Annotated in this window: 11 protein-coding genes; 8 read left to right on the top strand and 3 right to left on the bottom strand. The window is 57.7% G+C overall.

Annotated features, from left to right (window positions below; genetic code table 11):
- Positions 1-8 precede the first annotated feature (8 nt).
- From NIZ92_RS15565 to NIZ92_RS15550, 4 genes are read left to right on the top strand one after another with little or no spacing between them, the layout of a single operon-like run.
- Entirely contained in the window at positions 9-1,904 is a 1,896-nt protein-coding gene (locus NIZ92_RS15565) for an ABC transporter permease (protein WP_035273689.1), read from the top strand.
- A complete protein-coding gene (locus NIZ92_RS15560; protein ID WP_035273692.1) occupies positions 1,901-2,668 on the top strand; it encodes an ABC transporter ATP-binding protein in 768 nt (255 codons plus the stop codon). The genes NIZ92_RS15565 and NIZ92_RS15560 overlap by 4 nt, the downstream gene beginning before the upstream one ends.
- Complete coding sequence (locus NIZ92_RS15555; RefSeq protein WP_088453187.1) at positions 2,668-3,444, top strand: ABC transporter ATP-binding protein; 777 nt, start codon at positions 2,668-2,670, stop codon at positions 3,442-3,444. The genes NIZ92_RS15560 and NIZ92_RS15555 overlap by 1 nt, the downstream gene beginning before the upstream one ends.
- A 48-nt stretch (positions 3,445-3,492) precedes the next feature.
- The gene (locus NIZ92_RS15550) at positions 3,493-4,041 is read left to right on the top strand and encodes a DUF924 family protein (protein WP_254002223.1); all 549 of its coding nucleotides are present in this window, start codon (positions 3,493-3,495) and stop codon (positions 4,039-4,041) included.
- Between the two features lie 151 nt (positions 4,042-4,192).
- Here the strand turns inward: NIZ92_RS15550 and NIZ92_RS15545 are convergent, their stop codons facing one another.
- Together NIZ92_RS15545 and NIZ92_RS15540 are read right to left on the bottom strand one after the other, a co-directional pair.
- Positions 4,193-7,033, bottom strand: a complete 2,841-nt coding sequence (locus NIZ92_RS15545; RefSeq protein ID WP_254002222.1) for a c-type cytochrome — start codon at positions 7,031-7,033, stop codon at positions 4,193-4,195.
- Positions 7,030-7,506: a (2Fe-2S)-binding protein gene (locus NIZ92_RS15540; RefSeq protein WP_035273699.1), complete on the bottom strand. Its 477-nt coding sequence runs from the start codon at positions 7,504-7,506 to the stop codon at positions 7,030-7,032. The genes NIZ92_RS15545 and NIZ92_RS15540 overlap by 4 nt, the downstream gene beginning before the upstream one ends.
- Positions 7,507-7,906: 400 nt before the next feature.
- On the opposite strand from NIZ92_RS15540, the gene NIZ92_RS15535 reads away from it, so the two are divergent.
- The 4 genes from NIZ92_RS15535 to NIZ92_RS15520 all read left to right on the top strand — a co-directional run bounded on the left by NIZ92_RS15535 (position 7,907) and on the right by NIZ92_RS15520 (position 12,795).
- Positions 7,907-10,165 (top strand): xanthine dehydrogenase family protein molybdopterin-binding subunit, encoded by a 2,259-nt coding sequence (locus NIZ92_RS15535; RefSeq protein ID WP_254002221.1) that lies wholly within the window; start codon positions 7,907-7,909, stop codon positions 10,163-10,165.
- Positions 10,166-10,226: 61 nt separating this feature from the next.
- On the top strand, positions 10,227-11,051 hold the full coding sequence (locus tag NIZ92_RS15530; RefSeq protein WP_254002220.1) for an alpha/beta fold hydrolase: 825 nt from the start codon (positions 10,227-10,229) through the stop codon (positions 11,049-11,051).
- A gap of 81 nt (positions 11,052-11,132) precedes the next feature.
- Positions 11,133-12,185 (top strand): 2,5-dihydroxypyridine 5,6-dioxygenase, encoded by a 1,053-nt coding sequence (locus NIZ92_RS15525; RefSeq protein ID WP_226349805.1) that lies wholly within the window; start codon positions 11,133-11,135, stop codon positions 12,183-12,185.
- Positions 12,172-12,795, top strand: a complete 624-nt coding sequence (locus tag NIZ92_RS15520) for an N-carbamoylsarcosine amidohydrolase (RefSeq protein WP_254002219.1) — start codon at positions 12,172-12,174, stop codon at positions 12,793-12,795. The genes NIZ92_RS15525 and NIZ92_RS15520 overlap by 14 nt, the downstream gene beginning before the upstream one ends.
- Before the next feature lie 119 nt (positions 12,796-12,914).
- Here the strand turns inward: NIZ92_RS15520 and NIZ92_RS15515 are convergent, their stop codons facing one another.
- The gene (locus NIZ92_RS15515; protein WP_254002218.1) at positions 12,915-16,217 is read right to left on the bottom strand and encodes an autotransporter domain-containing protein; all 3,303 of its coding nucleotides are present in this window, start codon (positions 16,215-16,217) and stop codon (positions 12,915-12,917) included.
- Between the last annotated feature and the right edge of the window lie 295 nt (positions 16,218-16,512).

The raw sequence follows: 16,512 nt of genomic DNA, 5'->3' as shown, positions 1-16,512 counted from the left end.
AGGCAGTAATGGCCTTATCGGGTTTATGGGTGCAGTTCCTTAACGGGCTGGCCGAGGCATCGTCTTTGTTCCTGGTGGCGGCGGGTTTGTCCCTGATCTTCGGGGTGACACGCATCGTCAACTTTGCACACGGTTCCCTGTATATGCTGGGCATCTACATGGCGTACTCCACCGTGCAGTTCATGGGGGGCTCGGCGCTGGGGTTCTGGGCAGGCTTGATTGTGGCAGCCTTGCTGGTAGGCGCCTTGGGGGCCTTGCTGGAGATCGTGCTGCTGCGGCGTATTTATAAAGCGCCCGAGCTGTTCCAGTTATTGGCTACTTTTGCCCTGGTGCTGGTGATTAATGATGGCGCTTTGGCCGTGTGGGGGCCGGAAGATCTGCTGGGGCCGCTGGCTCCGGGTTTGAACGGTTCTATTTCCATTGCAGGGCGCTTCTTCCCGGTCTATGACCTGGTGCTGATCGTGATCGGTCCGGTAGTGCTGGGCTTGCTGTGGCTCTTGCTCACCCGTACCCGATGGGGGGTGCTGGTGCGCGCCGCGACCCACGACAGACAAATGCTGGGTGCGCTGGGTGTGAATCAGGCCTGGTTGTTTACGGGTGTGTTTGCCTTGGGTGCCTTCCTGGCGGGTTTGGGTGGTGCTGTGCAATTGCCGCGTCAGCCCGCCAATCTGCTGCTGGACTTGAGCGTGATTGGGGATGCCTTTGTGATTGTGGTGGTCGGTGGCATGGGCTCCATCCCCGGCGCTTACGTGGCTGCCCTGATTGTCGCTGAATTGAAGGCCCTGTGTATTGCGCTGGGCACGGTCACCTTCTTTGGTGTGGACTTTGCCTTTCCGAAGTTGACGCTGGTGGTGGAATTCATCTTCATGGCCGTGGTGCTGGTGTTCCGGCCCTGGGGCTTGTTTGGACGTGCTCAAGCCGTCAGCCGTAACTCGGCCCCTATCGAAGCGCCTCTTCGTGCTGGTAGTGGAGCGTTCCAGATCATGGTGCTGGTGGTTCTGGGTGTGATGGCAGCCTTGCCTTTGATGAGCGACTGGTTCCCGTATGCGCCCGTGCTGGCTCTGGATATTCTGGTTTTGTCCCTGTTCTCCTTGAGCCTGCATTTCATGATGGGGCCAGGGGGCATGAACTCCTTTGGTCATGCTGCTTACTTTGGTCTAGGCGCTTATGCGGCTGCCCTGTTGTTCAAGGCGGCGGCCTTGTCCATGGGCTGGTCCCTGGTTCTGGCTCCAGCTGTCGCAGGCTTGGGTGCGCTGATCTTTGGCTGGTTCTGCGTGCGTCTGTCCGGTGTTTACCTGGCTATGCTGACCCTGGCTTTCGCACAGATTATCTGGTCGATTGTGTATCAGTGGGACAGCTTTACGGGTGGCTCCAATGGCGTGGTCGGTATCTGGCCTGCGGAGTGGCTGTCGGGTGATCGCTACTATTACTTTGCCTTGCTGCTGGTGGTGGCAGCGGCCTTCCTGTTGCGTCGCATCTTGTTCTCCCCCTTTGGTTACGCCATGCGTGCCAGCCGGGATTCGGCCTTGCGGGCTGAGGCAATTGGCATTCCCGTCAAACGCGTGCAGTGGCTGACCTTTATTCTGGCGGGGACGTTTGCTGGTCTGGCTGGCGCCTTGTTCGTGTTTTCCAAGGGTAGTGTCTCGCCCGAAGTGATTGCGGTGAACAAGTCCGTGGATGGCTTGGTCATGGTCTTGCTGGGTGGTTTGCAAACTCTGGTTGGGCCAGTGGTGGGTGCAGCCGTATTCACCTTGCTGCAGGACTTCTTCCTGGGCATTACACAGTATTGGCGCGCCTTGTTCGGTGGCGTGATTCTGCTGCTGGTTCTGGCTTTCCCGCAGGGTATTGCCGGCTTTTTCAAACGCTGGGCGCATCGCCGCGTAGCACCGGAGGCATCGTCATGAGTTTGCTGCAAGTACGAGGTCTTAAAAAAGCGTTTGGCGGCAATCTGGCCGTAGACGGTATCGAGTTTGATGTGCAGGCCGGAGAGTTTCTGGCCTTGATCGGCCCCAATGGGGCTGGCAAAACCACCACCTTCAATATGGTGGGCGGGCAATTGACGCCTACAGCCGGGTCAGTGCGTTTGGGCGATCAGGAACTGGTAGGGCTGGCCCCGCGCAAGATTGCTGCCTTGGGGGTGGGCCGTACCTTTCAGATCGCCGCAACTTTTGCGTCCCTGACGGTGGTGGAAAACGTGCAGATGGCCTTGCTGGCGCATCAGAAAAAACTGTTTTCCTTCTGGCGTCGGGCGGCTCAGTTCGAACGGGCTCGTGCGCTGGATTTGCTGGATCAGGTGGGTATGCTGGCGCAGGCCGAACGCCCTTGTAGCGAGCTGGCTTACGGGGACGTGAAGCGGGTAGAGCTGGCGATTGCATTGGCCAACGACCCCCGTCTTTTGCTGATGGACGAACCCACGGCAGGCATGGCACCCAAAGAGCGTAATGAGCTGATGCGCCTGACCAAAAAACTGGTGATCGAACGCAATATGGGTGTGCTGTTTACCGAGCACAGTATGGACGTGGTGTTCGAGCACTCGGACCGCATGTTGGTGCTGGCCCGTGGTCGGCTGGTGGCAGAAGGGGATGCAGACTATATCCGTCAGCATCCCAAGGTGCAGGAGGTGTACTTTGGCACAGGCAAAACATTCGAGAACAAGGAGCCCGCATGATGCAGGATTTAGTAGCCGGTTCTGAGCGGGTTGCCACAGGCGTGGCCGACAAGCAGCCTTTGCTAAGTGTGGATGGCTTGAATGCCTGGTACGGTGCTGCGCATATCTTGTTTGACCTGTCACTGACTGTGCAACGTGGTGAAGTGGTCGCCTTGATGGGGCGTAACGGCGCGGGCAAGTCCACTACCTTGAAATCCATTATGGGTTTGATGGAGCGCTGCGACGGTCACATTGAATTCATGGGCCAGGCCATTCACGACAAGCAGCCATTTGAAATCGCACGCGCAGGTTTGGGCTTTGTGCCCGAAGACCGGCGTATCTTTACCGACCTGAGCGTCACGGAAAATCTGGAAGTGGGACGTCAGCCAGCACGGCGCTGGCCCGATGGTACAGCAGCTCCGCACTGGCAGCCCGAGCGCTTGTACAGCCTGTTTCCGAATCTGGGTCAAATGCAGGACAGGCCCGGTGGGCAGATGAGTGGGGGCGAGCAACAAATGCTGACCGTCGCGCGCACCTTGATGGGCAATCCTTATCTGGTCTTGCTGGACGAACCATCCGAGGGCGTGGCTCCCGTGATTGTGGAGCAGATGGTGCACATGATTCTGGAGCTGAAGCAGGCCGGTGTCAGCATCTTGCTGTCCGAGCAGAATTTGCATTTTGCCGAGCTGGTGTCGGATCGGGCTTATGTGCTGGAAAAGGGGCAAATACGGTACAGTGGCGCCATGCAGGAATTAAGTGCCAACGAGCAAGTGCGGCGCACTTACCTGTCCGTCTAACTTCGGGCCTCCCCGTATTGGAGGCCAGACCGGCTTCAGGAGAACACCATGGCAGATGCACGTCCCAATCCTCAGGCAGTGATTGATTTCTGGATTGAATCAGGGCCAGAGAAATGGTTTCGCAAGTCCGATGACTTTGACCGGGAATTTCGCGAACGGTTTTTGGACTGGCACGAACGTGCTGCCAGGGGCGAGCTGGATGATTGGGCACAGACGGCAGAAGGAGCCTATGCCTTGCTGATTCTGCTGGATCAGTTTCCGCGCAACTCTTTTCGCAATACCACGCGCATGTATGCGACCGATGAGAAGGGGTTGGCGATTGCCAAGGAAATGGTGGCCAAGGGGCTGGATAAACAGATTCCGGTGGAGCGTCGGGTGTTCTGCTACCTGCCGTATTCCCATGCAGAGAACCTGGCCGATCAGCAAGAGGCCGTGCGTCTGAATCAGGAAATTGGCCGTCCCTGGCTGGATCACGCCGAAGAGCATCTGGATGTGGTGGAGCGCTTTGGCCGCTTCCCGCACCGTAATTCGATCCTGGGGCGTACTACCACGGCGGAAGAGCAGAAGTTCCTGGAGGCTGGGGGTTTTTCCGGCTGATGGGTTTTGAGTCCGGGCCTGGCTGGGATCTTGGCCTTGGCCAAGTCTGAAGGCGATGTGAACCATAAAACAAAGGCGGCCAAGTGAAAACTTGAAGCCGCCTTTGTTTCGTTTGCCACGTGTCCAAACACTCTCTGCGGACACCCTCCGTCTACAAGTGTCCCTTCTGCTCCCTGATGGTCGCAATCTTGTCTTTCAGCCCGGTCCAGGCCGGTTTGTCCGGAGCAAAACGCGCCCGCATATAGTTCAGCAAATCTTCCATCTGCTCGTCATTCATGCTGTTCTTGAAACCGGGCATGGAGCCCAGAGCAGGCTGTGCCGGACGGGTAATGCCGTGCATCAATACCTGAATCGTATTGTCCGGATGCTCGCTGTGCAGATTGCTGTTCAAGGCCAGGGACGGGCGGGCACCAAATAGCACCGGCCCACCGCGCGGGTCGTGACAAACAGCACAAGCCCCGTTGAACAGGTTTTCACCCGGCATCAACATCACTTCCTTATTGCTGCGGCTGTTCTGCTCCAAAAGCGCGGCCTGAGCGGCGTGCGTTTGTTCTTGTTCGCTCTCGACCGGGTTCAGGCTGCTTAGATAATGCGCCATGGCGCGGACATCGGATTCAGGCAGTTCTGCCAAACCCGCCACGACCGGTCCCATTGGTCCTGCTGCTACGCCATGACGGGGCGAATAGCCGGTACGCAAGTACTGGTACAGCTCCTGCTCTGTCCAGGGGATGGGGGCTTTGGACAAGCTATTGAGTGCAGGAGCTTCCCAGTTGTCCGCAAAACCACCGGCCAGGAAATTCGCTTCACCCCCTTTCTCGGCTCCCAGCATATTGCGCGGGCTATGGCAGGCGGCACAGTGGCCGCTGCTATTGACCAGATAGGCTCCCCGGTTCCACTGCACAGTTTGCGTGGGGTCCGGCACGTAGGCATTCGGATCACGGTGAAACAGCAGGTTCCAGCCCGCTACCAAAGGCCGCATATTCATGGGGAAGGGCAGTTTGGTTTCAGGCACTTCGGATTTCACCGGCTCTTGCGTCATCAAGTAGGCATAGAGGGACTGCATGTCCTCATCGCTGATCTTGGCAAAGGCTGTGTAAGGAAAGGCCGGGTACAGGTGGCGACCGTCCTGATGAATACCTTCGCGCATGGCACGTTCAAAGGCTTTGTAGCTCCAGCTGCCTATGCCGGTTTCTTTGTCCGGGGTGATGTTGGTGGTATAGATCGTGCCAAACGGCGTATCCAAACCCAGACCGCCCGCATTGGGTGTGCCGCCTTCAGCGGTGTGGCAGACCATGCAGTCGCCCGCAATCGCAACCAGGCGGCCGCGTTCGATGGCCAGCTCTGAAAAGATGGAGGTATCCACCTGGCCGACCGGTGCAATGGCAGGTCGCCAGGGCAGGGCACTCAAGACTGTGCCGGTGGCGACCGCGGCCAAGGCACCCCACCAGGCTTTGCGTTTTTTGCTGCTGCCTGTCTTATCGGCCTGATAGCCCAGTGTCAAAGACTGTTCGCTAAAGGGCGCGCTGGTCAGACGTATGCCACTGGCATTGAAAATTGCATTGGCAATGGCGGCAGCGGCAGGCAGTTCCACGCCCTGATTCCAGGCCAAAGGCTGGCCTACAGCAGACTCCCGTTTGACCAGCTGAACGGCTGGCTTGTCGGCTGTTTCTTTGACGGGGCTGTCGCTATGACCTTCGCCGCCTTTGCCCACGCCCTTGGCCAGCAGTTGCTGCGCCCAACGGCCTAGTCGGTCGGCCAAGGCGGGTGCAGACTCTGGGGTCTGCTCGGCATTGCCCAGTTCGGTGCTGTCGTGGCCAATGGTCAGCTTGTCTATGCTGAGTGTGCCTTGGCGGGTATCGACGCTAACATCCACGGCCCAGGCGGACCACTGCTCGCGCGCAGCTTGTCCGGGGACGTGTTCAACAATATGGCTGTAGGCCAGCCCGCGACCCTTGCGTAAAGGGCCTTGATGGGCGGGCAAGGGTTCGGACCAGTCCGACTGTTCGGCAACCCGTTGCAGCAGATCTCGACCTTGGGGACTACTGACTTGTTCCAGTCGTGCCGCCAAGGGGTCCAGTCCCAGGCTGTGGCAGTCTTGATCGAACTGCGACTCTTGAGCAAAGATCGTGGCCTGGGCCAGGCTGTCGGGGTCGCTGCTGGCGGCTGCGCCATCATAGTTAGGTGTAGGGGCGGAGAAGTAATCACTTTTTACGGTCGGGCCGCTGCTGGGCAAACCTGGCTGACCGCAAAGAATGGCCGCCAGAGAAGGGCGCGCACCGGACAAGGTATTCAGTTGCCAGCGGGTGGCCCGCAAATGGGCATTCAGGTCGTTTGGCTCTGCAGTGCCTTTAAAGACACTCAGGCGAATGATGTCTGCACTGTGGCTGGCACGAACTTGTACGGCCTGGGGGCGCCCAAAGGCCATGACTGCCGCATCCATGGCACAGTCGTAAGCATCGGCCTGATTACCGGCAATATCCTGCAAATGGATCTGTTCGCTGGGCAGGCCGCTCAAGGCTTGCAGCTCAATCAGCAGGGCCGCGGGGCGCTGCGTATGCGCCCAAACATAAAGCTGTTTGTCGTGATAACAGGCACGGGCCCAGGCAGTTTCCTGATGCTCGGCGGCAGATTGCCATTCATAGCTTTGATCAGGGGTGCTAAGCGTAGCAGCAACATCCTCATTCGCTGGAAGCGCAGCCTGGTTTGCTGCGACGGGCGTAGCCCAACGTGCATCCAGCAAAGCAGCGCCTTGCTGAGCCTGCTCGGCTTGTACCGCCAGCACACCCAGAAAATTGCCCATATGCACACAGGCCACGACACCAGGCACTTGCAGGGCGGCCTGCTGGTTTACGGTCTGTAATTCAGCACCCAGATACTGCCCGTTCTCGTACGACCAGTAAGGAGGGCGTACAACAGCGCCATGCAGCAGGCTGGTGCCAGCAGGCAGTTCCGGCCACAACGCTCGGGAAAGGTCTTGTACTGAATGACTCATTGCCGGGCCTTTGCGACGCGTACAGCGGCTTGCATGATTTCTACGTGTGTGCCGCAACGGCACAGGTTATAGCGCAGCTCGTCCCGAATTTGCTCTTCGGTGGCTTGCGGATTGCGTTCCAGAAGGGCCTGCACAGTCATGACCATGCCATTGAGGCAATAGCCGCATTGTGCGGCCTGGCAGTCAATAAATGCCTGCTGAACATCATTAGGCTGGCCGTTCCGGGCCAAGCCTTCCAAGGTAGTGATCTGACGGTTTTCTACCAGGCTGACAGGCACAACACAGGAGCGGGCGGCCACACCATCGACCAGCACCGTACAGGCGCCACATTCACCCAGGCCACAGCCGAATTTGGGGCCATTCAGTTCCAGGTCGTTACGCAATACATAAAGCAGCGGCGTATCGGGTTCCACCTCGATGATGTGGGTCTCTTGATTGACCCGCAAGGTGTGCGGGCGAGTACAAGGGTTCATGGGTTTCACCTTTGGTAGATCGCACCTTGTTGTCGGACAGCGTGTGCGGTGCTTTTATCAGCTCGGTATTGATATGCTTAAATTAAGTGTATACACTTTAATTTATCGAGTAAATAGATTCTACTACTCCCTTGAGGTATCAATCAAAGCCCTCTTGGGAAGCCGTTCGAAATTCGGTCTAATCTTATTTAATATAGGGTTTACACTGATTATTAAGCCCTTGATTTTCTCTTTATAGTAGTTGCGATAAATGGGTTGAAGCGCACTGCATTTGTTTTTATTAGGGCGTGTACGCTAGTAATCAATGTTTTGCCAGGGGGCGTTTCAGGCAGGTTTTCAGGGATGGAGCCCTGATGGCCGGTTTCCAGCCCCTTATATAAAGCCCAGCCAGGAGAGTGTGATGTCTTACGATGCGCCGCGCCACCAGCAGCAAGACTTGCTCAGGGCGTCTGGCACCTTGCTGATTTTAGCGGCACCGGCGCGGCCTCCCAAGCCTTCGCCCGGCCAGCCCGGCGTGGTGTCCGAGTATTTGCAGGCGCACGACGATGTCTTTGTCGCCGTGTCCGAACAGGGCTGGGTGCGCGCTTTTAATGGGCACGTGGATCTGGGTACCGGCATTCAAACTGCACTGAGTCAGATTGTGGCCGACGAGCTGGATGTGCCCATGGCACGCGTGCAAATGGTGCTGGGTCATACCGATGCGGTGCCCAATCAAGGCCCCACCATCGCCAGTGCTTCGATTCAGATTCATGCTGTACCGCTGCGCAAGGCGGCGGCTCAAGCACGTCAATTGCTGCTGGCACAAGCCGCAGAACGCTGGGCACTGCCTGCCGATCAATTACGCGTGGAAGACGGCACCATCATTGCCCCGGACGGGCGCAGCCTGACGTACTGGCAACTGCTGGAGGGTCTGGAACTGCGGGCCTATCTGGATAAAGAAACTCCCACCAAACCGGCCGAACAATTGCGCATTGTAGGGACAGCCCAGGCGCGTGTCGATATTCCGGGCAAGGTCGCAGGGCAGTGGGTGTATGTGCACGATGTGCGCGTGCCCGGTATGTTGCATGGCCGTGTTGTGCGTCCTCCTTATATAGGGCGTGATAGCGGCGACTTCATCGGTCGCAGCCTGGAATCCGTGGACGAGGAGTCCATCCGTCATATTGGCGACGATGTGCGAGTCGTGGTGATTGGCGACTTTATTGGTGTGGTCGCGCGTCGTGAAGAACACGCCATGCGTGCTGCTCGCGAATTGAAAGTGCGCTGGAAAGCGATTCCTCCGCTGGAGGATATGAGCAATCTGGAGCAGCTGATTCGTCGTCAGCCCATGACAGAGCGTTTGCTGGCCGATAAAGGGCCGGGTTTTGACGAGCTGCCGCCAGAAGGCAAACGCTTGAAGCGTAGCTATGTCTGGCCTTTTCAGCTGCATGCCTCTATTGGTCCGTCTTGCGCGGTGGCGGACTATCAGCCCGGTCATAGCCGGATCTGGTCAGGCTCGCAGAACCCGCATATGTTGCGCGTTCATTTGAGCCAGTTGCTGGAAGAGGACGAGGCCGGTCTGGAGATCATCCGTCACGAAGCGGCCGGTTGCTATGGCCGTAATTGTGCTGACGATGTGTGTGCGGATGCCTTGCTCTTGTCCCGAGCCGTAGGTGCGCCGGTGCGTGTGCAACTGACAAGAGAGCAAGAACACGGCTGGGAGCCTAAAGGCGCTGCTCAGTTGATGGATATCGAAGGCTCCATTGATGCCCAAGGGCAACTGCGTCATTACGATTTTGTGACCCATTACCCCTCCAACGATGCGCCGAATCTGGCGCTCTTGCTGACGGGGCGGGAGTCGGCGTCCCCCCGTCAATTGGAAATGGGGGACCGTACGGCCGTACCGCCTTACAGCTATCCCAAGCAGCGCATTGTGTGTCAGGACATGCCCGCGATTGTGCGCGCTTCCTGGTTGCGCGGCGTGTCGGCCATGCCCAACTCTTTTGCGCATGACTGCTTTCTGGATGAGCTGGCAGTGGAAGCGGGTGTGGACCCCTTGACCTATCGCCTGCGTTATCTGGATCAGGATGAACGTGCTCAGGAACTGCTGCAGGCGGTGGCGGATAAGGGGCACTGGCAGATTGGGCAGCGTGGTTCGCGCGGGCAGCCGGATGAGCAGGGCTATTTGTATGGCCGTGGTCTGTCGTACGCCCGTTATATACACAGCAAGTTCCCTGGTTTCGGGGCGGCCTGGTCAGCCTGGTTACTGGATTTGCGGGTCCATATAGAAACGGGCGTGATCGACGTGCAGAAGATTTATGTGGGTCAGGATACCGGGCAGATGGTGAACCCGGCCGGTGTGCGTCACCAGATTCACGGCAATGTGATTCAGTCCTTGAGCCGCACGTTGTATGAACAGGTGCGCTTTAACGCACAGGGCGTAGTCAGTGCGGAGTGGGGTGCCTATCCTATTGTGGATTTCCCGCGTATCCCGCCCATAGAGGTGATTTTGATGGACAGGCAGTCCGAGCCGCCTATGGGGTCGGGCGAATCCGCCTCCGTACCCTGTGCCTCGGCCATTGCCAATGCTTTGTTTGATGCAACTGGCCGACGTTTTCGGCAGGTGCCTTTTACACCGGATGTGGTCCGGGCCGCGCTGGCTGCTACGCCTCAAATGGCCTAGGCAGCAGCAGTTTTCATGGGTCGGGCTTAGGGCCTGACGGTTTCAATCCAAGGACAGATTAATGAGTACCTTTCTTTACGGCGGCCATGTTCATGCCAATGGCATTCGTCAGCATTACTTGCGTTACGGTGGCTCCAGCGAGGGTCGCGATCAGCGCCCAGCAGTCATCATCGTTCCCGGCATTACCAGCCCGGCAGTAACTTGGGGCTTTGTGGGCGAGCAGTTCGGCAAGCACTTTGATACCTACATTCAAGACGTACGTGGTCGCGGCTTGAGCGAAGCGGCTGAAGGTATGGATTACAGCCTGGATGCGCAGGCGGATGACTTGATTGCACTGGCTCAGGCGCTGGGCCTGAAGGACTACATCGTGGTCGGTCACTCCATGGGTGCCCGCATTGGTTTGCGTGCCGCTCACAAGAGCAGCGAGGGCCTGAACCGTCTGGTGATGGTTGATCCGCCAGTGTCCGGCCCAGGTCGTCGCGCTTATCCCTCCAAGTTGCCCTGGTACGTCGATTCCATGGCGATGGCTCGCAAAGGCTGCACCGCAGAAGACATGCGTGCCTTTTGCCCGACCTGGACCGAAGAGCAATTGCAATTGCGTGCCCAGTGGCTGCACACCTGCCATGAGCCTGCGATTCTGGCCAGCTTTGAGGGCTTTCATACCGACGATATTCATGTCGACTTCCCGCATTTGACCGTGCCTGCCTTGCTGATGACAGCCGAGCGTGGTGACGTGGTGCGTGACGAGGATGTGGCCGAGATTCAGCAGCTGGCCCCTGGCGTTCAGCACGTTCGCGTGCCTGATGCCGGTCACATGATTCCTTGGGATAACGAAGCAGGCTTTTACGAAGCTTTCGGTGATTTCCTGGGCCAGCGCTTGGTGTGATGTTGAAAGGGCCGCATGGGCGGCCCGTCGTGATGCAAAGGTTCCGCGTCAGTGTCGGAACTTTTCACAAGGAGAGACAAGATGGCAGTTAGTGATTACCAACTTATCGAGGCATGGCAAGAAGTGCTACGCCTGTCCAAGCTGCAGGCCGGTCAAACCGTGACCTTGCTGACCAGCTCGACCACGCATCCGCAAACCATGCAGTGTGCGCAGATTGCCGCTCAGTCCATGGGTGCGATTGTGAATCGCCTGGACTTGTTGCCGGTCAACGCGGAAAAAGCCTTGAGCCGTGACTCGCTGGCCTACCTGGGTACGACCCCGCTGACGGGTAACGAAGCAGCGATTGCAGCCCTGAAGGCCAGTGATCTGGTGCTGGACTTGATGACCCTGTTGTTCTCGCCCGAGCAGATCGACATTCTGAAGTCGGGCACGAAGATTCTGCTGGCCGTGGAGCCACCAGAAATTCTGGTTCGCACGGTGCCAACGGAAGCGGATCGTACACGCGTGACTGCGGCGGCCGCTTTGATCAAGGCCGCCAAGGAAATGAGCATCACCTCTCCTGCCGGTACGAACCTGCGTTGCCCGCTGGGTGAATTCCCGGCGATTCGTGAATACGGTTTTGTGGATGAGCCCGGTCGTTGGGACCACTGGCCCAGCGGTTTTGTGCTGACCTGGCCGAACGAGCTGGGCACTAACGGCACCATCGTGATCGACAAGGGCGACATCCTGTTGCCACAGAAGAAATACTCTACCGAGCAGATCATTCTGACCGTGGAAAACGGCTATGCCACCAAGATTGAAGGTGGTATCGAAGCCGAGCTGCTGGACGAATACATGAAGACCTTCAACGATCCCGAAGGTTATGCCATTTCCCACATTGGTTGGGGTTTGCAGCCACGCGCTCACTGGTCCACCTTGGGTCTGTACTCGCGTGAGAACACCATTGGCATGGATGCGCGTGCGTTCGAGGGTAACTTCCTGTTCTCCCTGGGCCCGAACAATGAAGCTGGCGGCAAGCGCACAACCGCATGCCACATTGATATTCCTTTGCGCAATTGCACGGTCAGCCTGGATGGCCGCGCTGTCGTGCGTGATGGCAAAGTACTGGACGGAGGCGTTGGTGAGTACGAATGAGGGAGCGGTTTACGCTCAACAAGGGTTTGGGTCGACGCTGGAGCCTAAAGCTCCTTACGGCTTGTTGATTATTGATCTGGTGAATGGCTTTGCGGATCCTGCCGTGTTTGGTGGCGGCAATATCCCTGAAGCTATCGAGAACACACAGAAGCTGTTGGCAACGGCGCGTGAACAGGGCTGGCCAGTGGCGCATACGCGTATCGTGTATGCCGACGATGGCGCTGATAACAACATCTTCAGCATTAAAGTGCCCGGCATGCTGGGTCTGACCGAAGACGCGCACAACAGCCATATCGTGCCGGAACTGGCTCCTGCGCCCGGTGAGTTCATCGTTCGCAAGAACGTGCCGTCGGCGTTTTTCGGTACGCCCTTGGCGGCTTGGTTGACCCAGCGTGGTGTGCAAACACTGCTGGTTGCCGGCGCCGTGACCAGCGGTTGTGTGCGTTCCAGCGTGGTCGATGCGATGCAACTGGGTTTCCGTCCCCTGGTGGTATCGGATTGCGTGGGTGACCGTGCGATTAGCCCTCACGAGGCGAACCTGTTCGATATGCGTCAGAAGTACGCCACCGTGGCAACGCGTGAAGAAGCGATGAAGTTGATCGGACTTTGATCGAGTATCGGTAGTCTGCCGCTTGGGGGCAGGCTGTCGGACCTGTGCCCCTGGGAGTCGAACGACTCTCGGGGGCTTTTTTATAGTTGCTGTTCAGGTCCGTGTGAGGCCATCTGTTTTTAAAACGCCCAGCGCAGATTCATCTGTCCTTGCAGCGATGAATACCCGCCGCCGAACTGTGAACTGATGCTGGTGCCAATCGACAGACGCTCACTGCGTTGCCAGGTCAGGCCAGTTCGCAGGCTCATCGTGTCGCGAGGCAGTACGCTACTGCGGGTATTGAACGTCGTATCTGTGGATGCAATGGCGAAACGGGCAGCTTGAGTCAGGTCGCGATCCAGCCATTCGTGATTCCAGCCAATGTCAACGTTCACGGCCAAGTTGCTGCCATCAGCCAGGGCGCGCTTCCATTCCGCCGTCAGCCCCAGGCTGGAGCGCAAGGCGTCTACGCGCTTGCTGTCCAGATGAAGTCGAGTGGCCGCATTGCCAGATTCGTCGACCGATGGGCGGGACACCAGGGCATAGTTCATGCTGGCAAAGGGTCCGACAGAAAAGGATGGGTTCAACTGCCACAGGTAGCCTGTGCCGGCGTCAATCGACAGGTTGCGTCCTGTCCAGTCAGACGAGTGCGTGGCCTGGTAGTCTCCAATGGCAATTTGCCTGCGCATATCGGCTTGTTCCAGACCCAGGCGCAGCCCGCTGAATGCAAAAAGACCTTCCCGAGCACCGGGGCGGTATTGCAGATGGGCTGCAAGGCCGAACGCGGAGGCTTTGCTCTTGCCGGAGTACGGGGCATCCGGCTTGACCGACAGGTCTGAAATATCCAGCTGCGCTCCCACGGCGAAGTCGGGGGCCGTTTCCAGGGCGCGTCCAGCTCCAACGATCAGGCCATAACTGTTGGCATCGTAGCCAAGCATGGACCCGCGCGTGTTTTGATCGCCACTGGCACCGAATACCAAGGCGTAGCCTTGCCAGTCAGTACCGGGCCGCAGCATGCTTTGGCTCAGGCCTTGGCGGGCGGTTTGCATGATCGAGCGCTCATGCATCAGGGAGCCGGCCATTGCAGCGCTGTAGCCTGCCGGTGAGATCTGGTCCAGGGCGGCGGATATTTGGGAGCCGTCGGTAGCGGAGAAGTCGAGCGTCTGGAACAGGCCTTGTGCGGATGCTGGCCCAGCGGCGGCTAGTTTGAACAAGGCTTGGCCAGCTTCTTGCTGGTTCTCGTCGCGGCCATACTGGCTATAGGCATTGTTGGCTCGCGTGGCCGACAAGTGATAGCGCTCATTACCCAAAGGAGCAACGTCAAATTGCAAGGTGGGCGATACGGAGGCGATTTGAGTGGTGCCGAAGCTGCCGCTGTAGCTGGTTGCTTCAACAAACGAGCCTGTGTCGACGGACCAGGCGTTTTGATACCAGTCGGCGGCGGGCGTCAGTTGCAGCGTGCCGGCCAGGTCAGCATGGCCACTGACGGCAAGGGTGTCGTGGCCGCCTTTACCATCAAACTCGGCTAACAGGCGGCCTGTTGCTGTTTGTTGGAAGTTGCCATTTACATTGATGCGTCCGACGGAGTTGCCGGGCGCCAGGGTGCCGGCATTAATCAGAGCATTGCCGCTGGCCAGATCGAAGCTGGCATTCCCGCCCAAGGTTGCCGCTTCCTTGATGGTGGCGCTGTGAACCTGCAAGGTGCCGTTCAGTTGCGTTGTGCCGCCGTCAAATGACAGGGCCAAATTGTCTTTGCCGGTGATGTTGCCGGCGTAGCTCAAGTGGAATGTGGCATCGGGCTGATCAATGCTGCGGCCCATCTTGTTGGCAGCCTGACCAAAGGACAGCGTAGTCAGACGCAGCTTGTTGTTGTCGTCGCGTTCTGCGTAATGCGACACTATATCGCCTTCAATTTGTGCGCCTTGCATCAGGTTGATGCGCTCAACGTAGGCATTGTCAGAGATCAGGATGGCCGCTTCTTGACCTGCAACTCGCCCGCTGATGTCGGCTTGTTGAACCAGGGGGCCGTTCAGTTCGGGGAGCAGGGCTTCATTGCTGCCCTCGCTGCTACGGATGTAGGATCCACGTCGCTCGGTCTCGTTGCCTAGCGAGTTGGTGCCAAAATCGAAACGCAGGCCTACACCCTGAGGTCCGCTAGCCTGGATATCGCCGCGATGAACCAGTGTGTGTCCGCGACCATAGGCAAATTGAACGCCTCGCCCGTTCAAACCATCTGCGTAGATTCTGACGCCTGGGTCGATGACAAGGGTGTTGTTCTCGCCATCGACCCGTATGCCTGCACCGCCTGATCCTGCTGCCAGCAGGTCAGCGGCTTGTCGGACCTGATTATTGCTGCCATAGATATGCAGGCCCAAGCCTAAAGTGGATTGGTTGTACTGACCTGGAAGGTAGTGGGTGCCCTGGGCATTGCGGGCAAAGAAGCCTTGTGTATTCACCAGTTCAAGGCCATCGCCGTAGATCGAGCGCCCGAAGAAGTTGCCCCGGTCAATGGTGTAGCCCAGGTCTTGCAGAACGGCCAGTTCAGCTTCCATGAAGCCCGAATAGTTACGGAAATTCTGGTGGCTCATGACGCTGTTTCGAAGTTCGATGTGGCTCATGAAGTTGTCATCTACGTCGCCGTTTTCCCCCAGTATCTTGACGGGCACGCCCTGCAGGCCTCCAGCCAGGACTTGCTCGATATTGGCACCGACTAGGAAACCCTTGTCCTGGCGCAGATCGAAGGCATCAGGGTCGTAAGAGGTGTTGCAGCCATTGCATAGAACTTTCTGTCCTGCCTGTGCTGGATTACCGTTGTCGTCCCTTAGCAGTTGCGTCCAGCTACTCAGCTGGCTTGTGAAATACGGTCGTATGTCCTGTTTATTGCCTCTGTTTTCTACGCTGCTCAAAATACCCAGCCCATGAGCAACCTCATGAATGGTCGTCAGGAGTACGCTGTCTTTACCGGTCTGGGGTGTTTGTGTAAACGCCGGACTTGTTGCGTAGTCGTCTGTGCCCAGGCCAAACAAACCATGTCCACCTAACGGTAGCGAGCCGGCGGCAGGCGACAGGCCGAAGATATTTTGCTGCATTTGCGTGAACGGACTTTGGCCGTCATTGGCTTCGGGTGAGCCACCGTAGGCGTTGCCCGACACATTACTCGTACCGATATTGACGATGGTTGGGGGATTGTTACCTTGGGTCTGGAGTATTTCAGCCCAATAGCCCAAGCCGTCAACGATCTCGTTTTTGTAAGCTTCATGACCTTGCCAGCTCCAGGAGGACGTAGTGCCCTCGTCGTCGAATGGACCATCGTCAATTTCAAAAAAACGCGCGATAAAGACGGGGCGTCCCGAGGCGTTTTCTATGATTCTGTCTTCCAGGGCTTGAGCAGACAGTGGGGCAATGACAAGCGCCAGGGCGGCACACAGTTTTGTTGGTTTCATTGTTAAGCAGGTGTTGAAAGCGCGAGATATTGTTTGCACTGGATGGCCCCTGAGGTAGAGGAAACAGTTTGATTAGAGTTGGGCGTTCATTATTGCTGCATCGTGAGGGGCTGACGTAGGGGGAGCTACCTTGGTCTGCGTCGGGAAAATATATCAGATGGTGTCAAATGGATATGGATGGTTTTAAACCCTTGGCCCTGTTTTTTAAACGGGCGGTGGTTTGCCGAGGCCCAGGGATTGTGTGCTGGCAGGAGTGGTCGTTGTTTAAGAGGAGCCTTCTTCTGGGCGTGCCGTT

The organism is Alcaligenes sp. 1735tsa3 (assembly GCF_024134565.1).
GTDB lineage: Bacteria > Pseudomonadota > Gammaproteobacteria > Burkholderiales > Burkholderiaceae_B > Alcaligenes > Alcaligenes phenolicus.
This window is presented reverse-complemented; position numbering and strand designations above follow the sequence as displayed.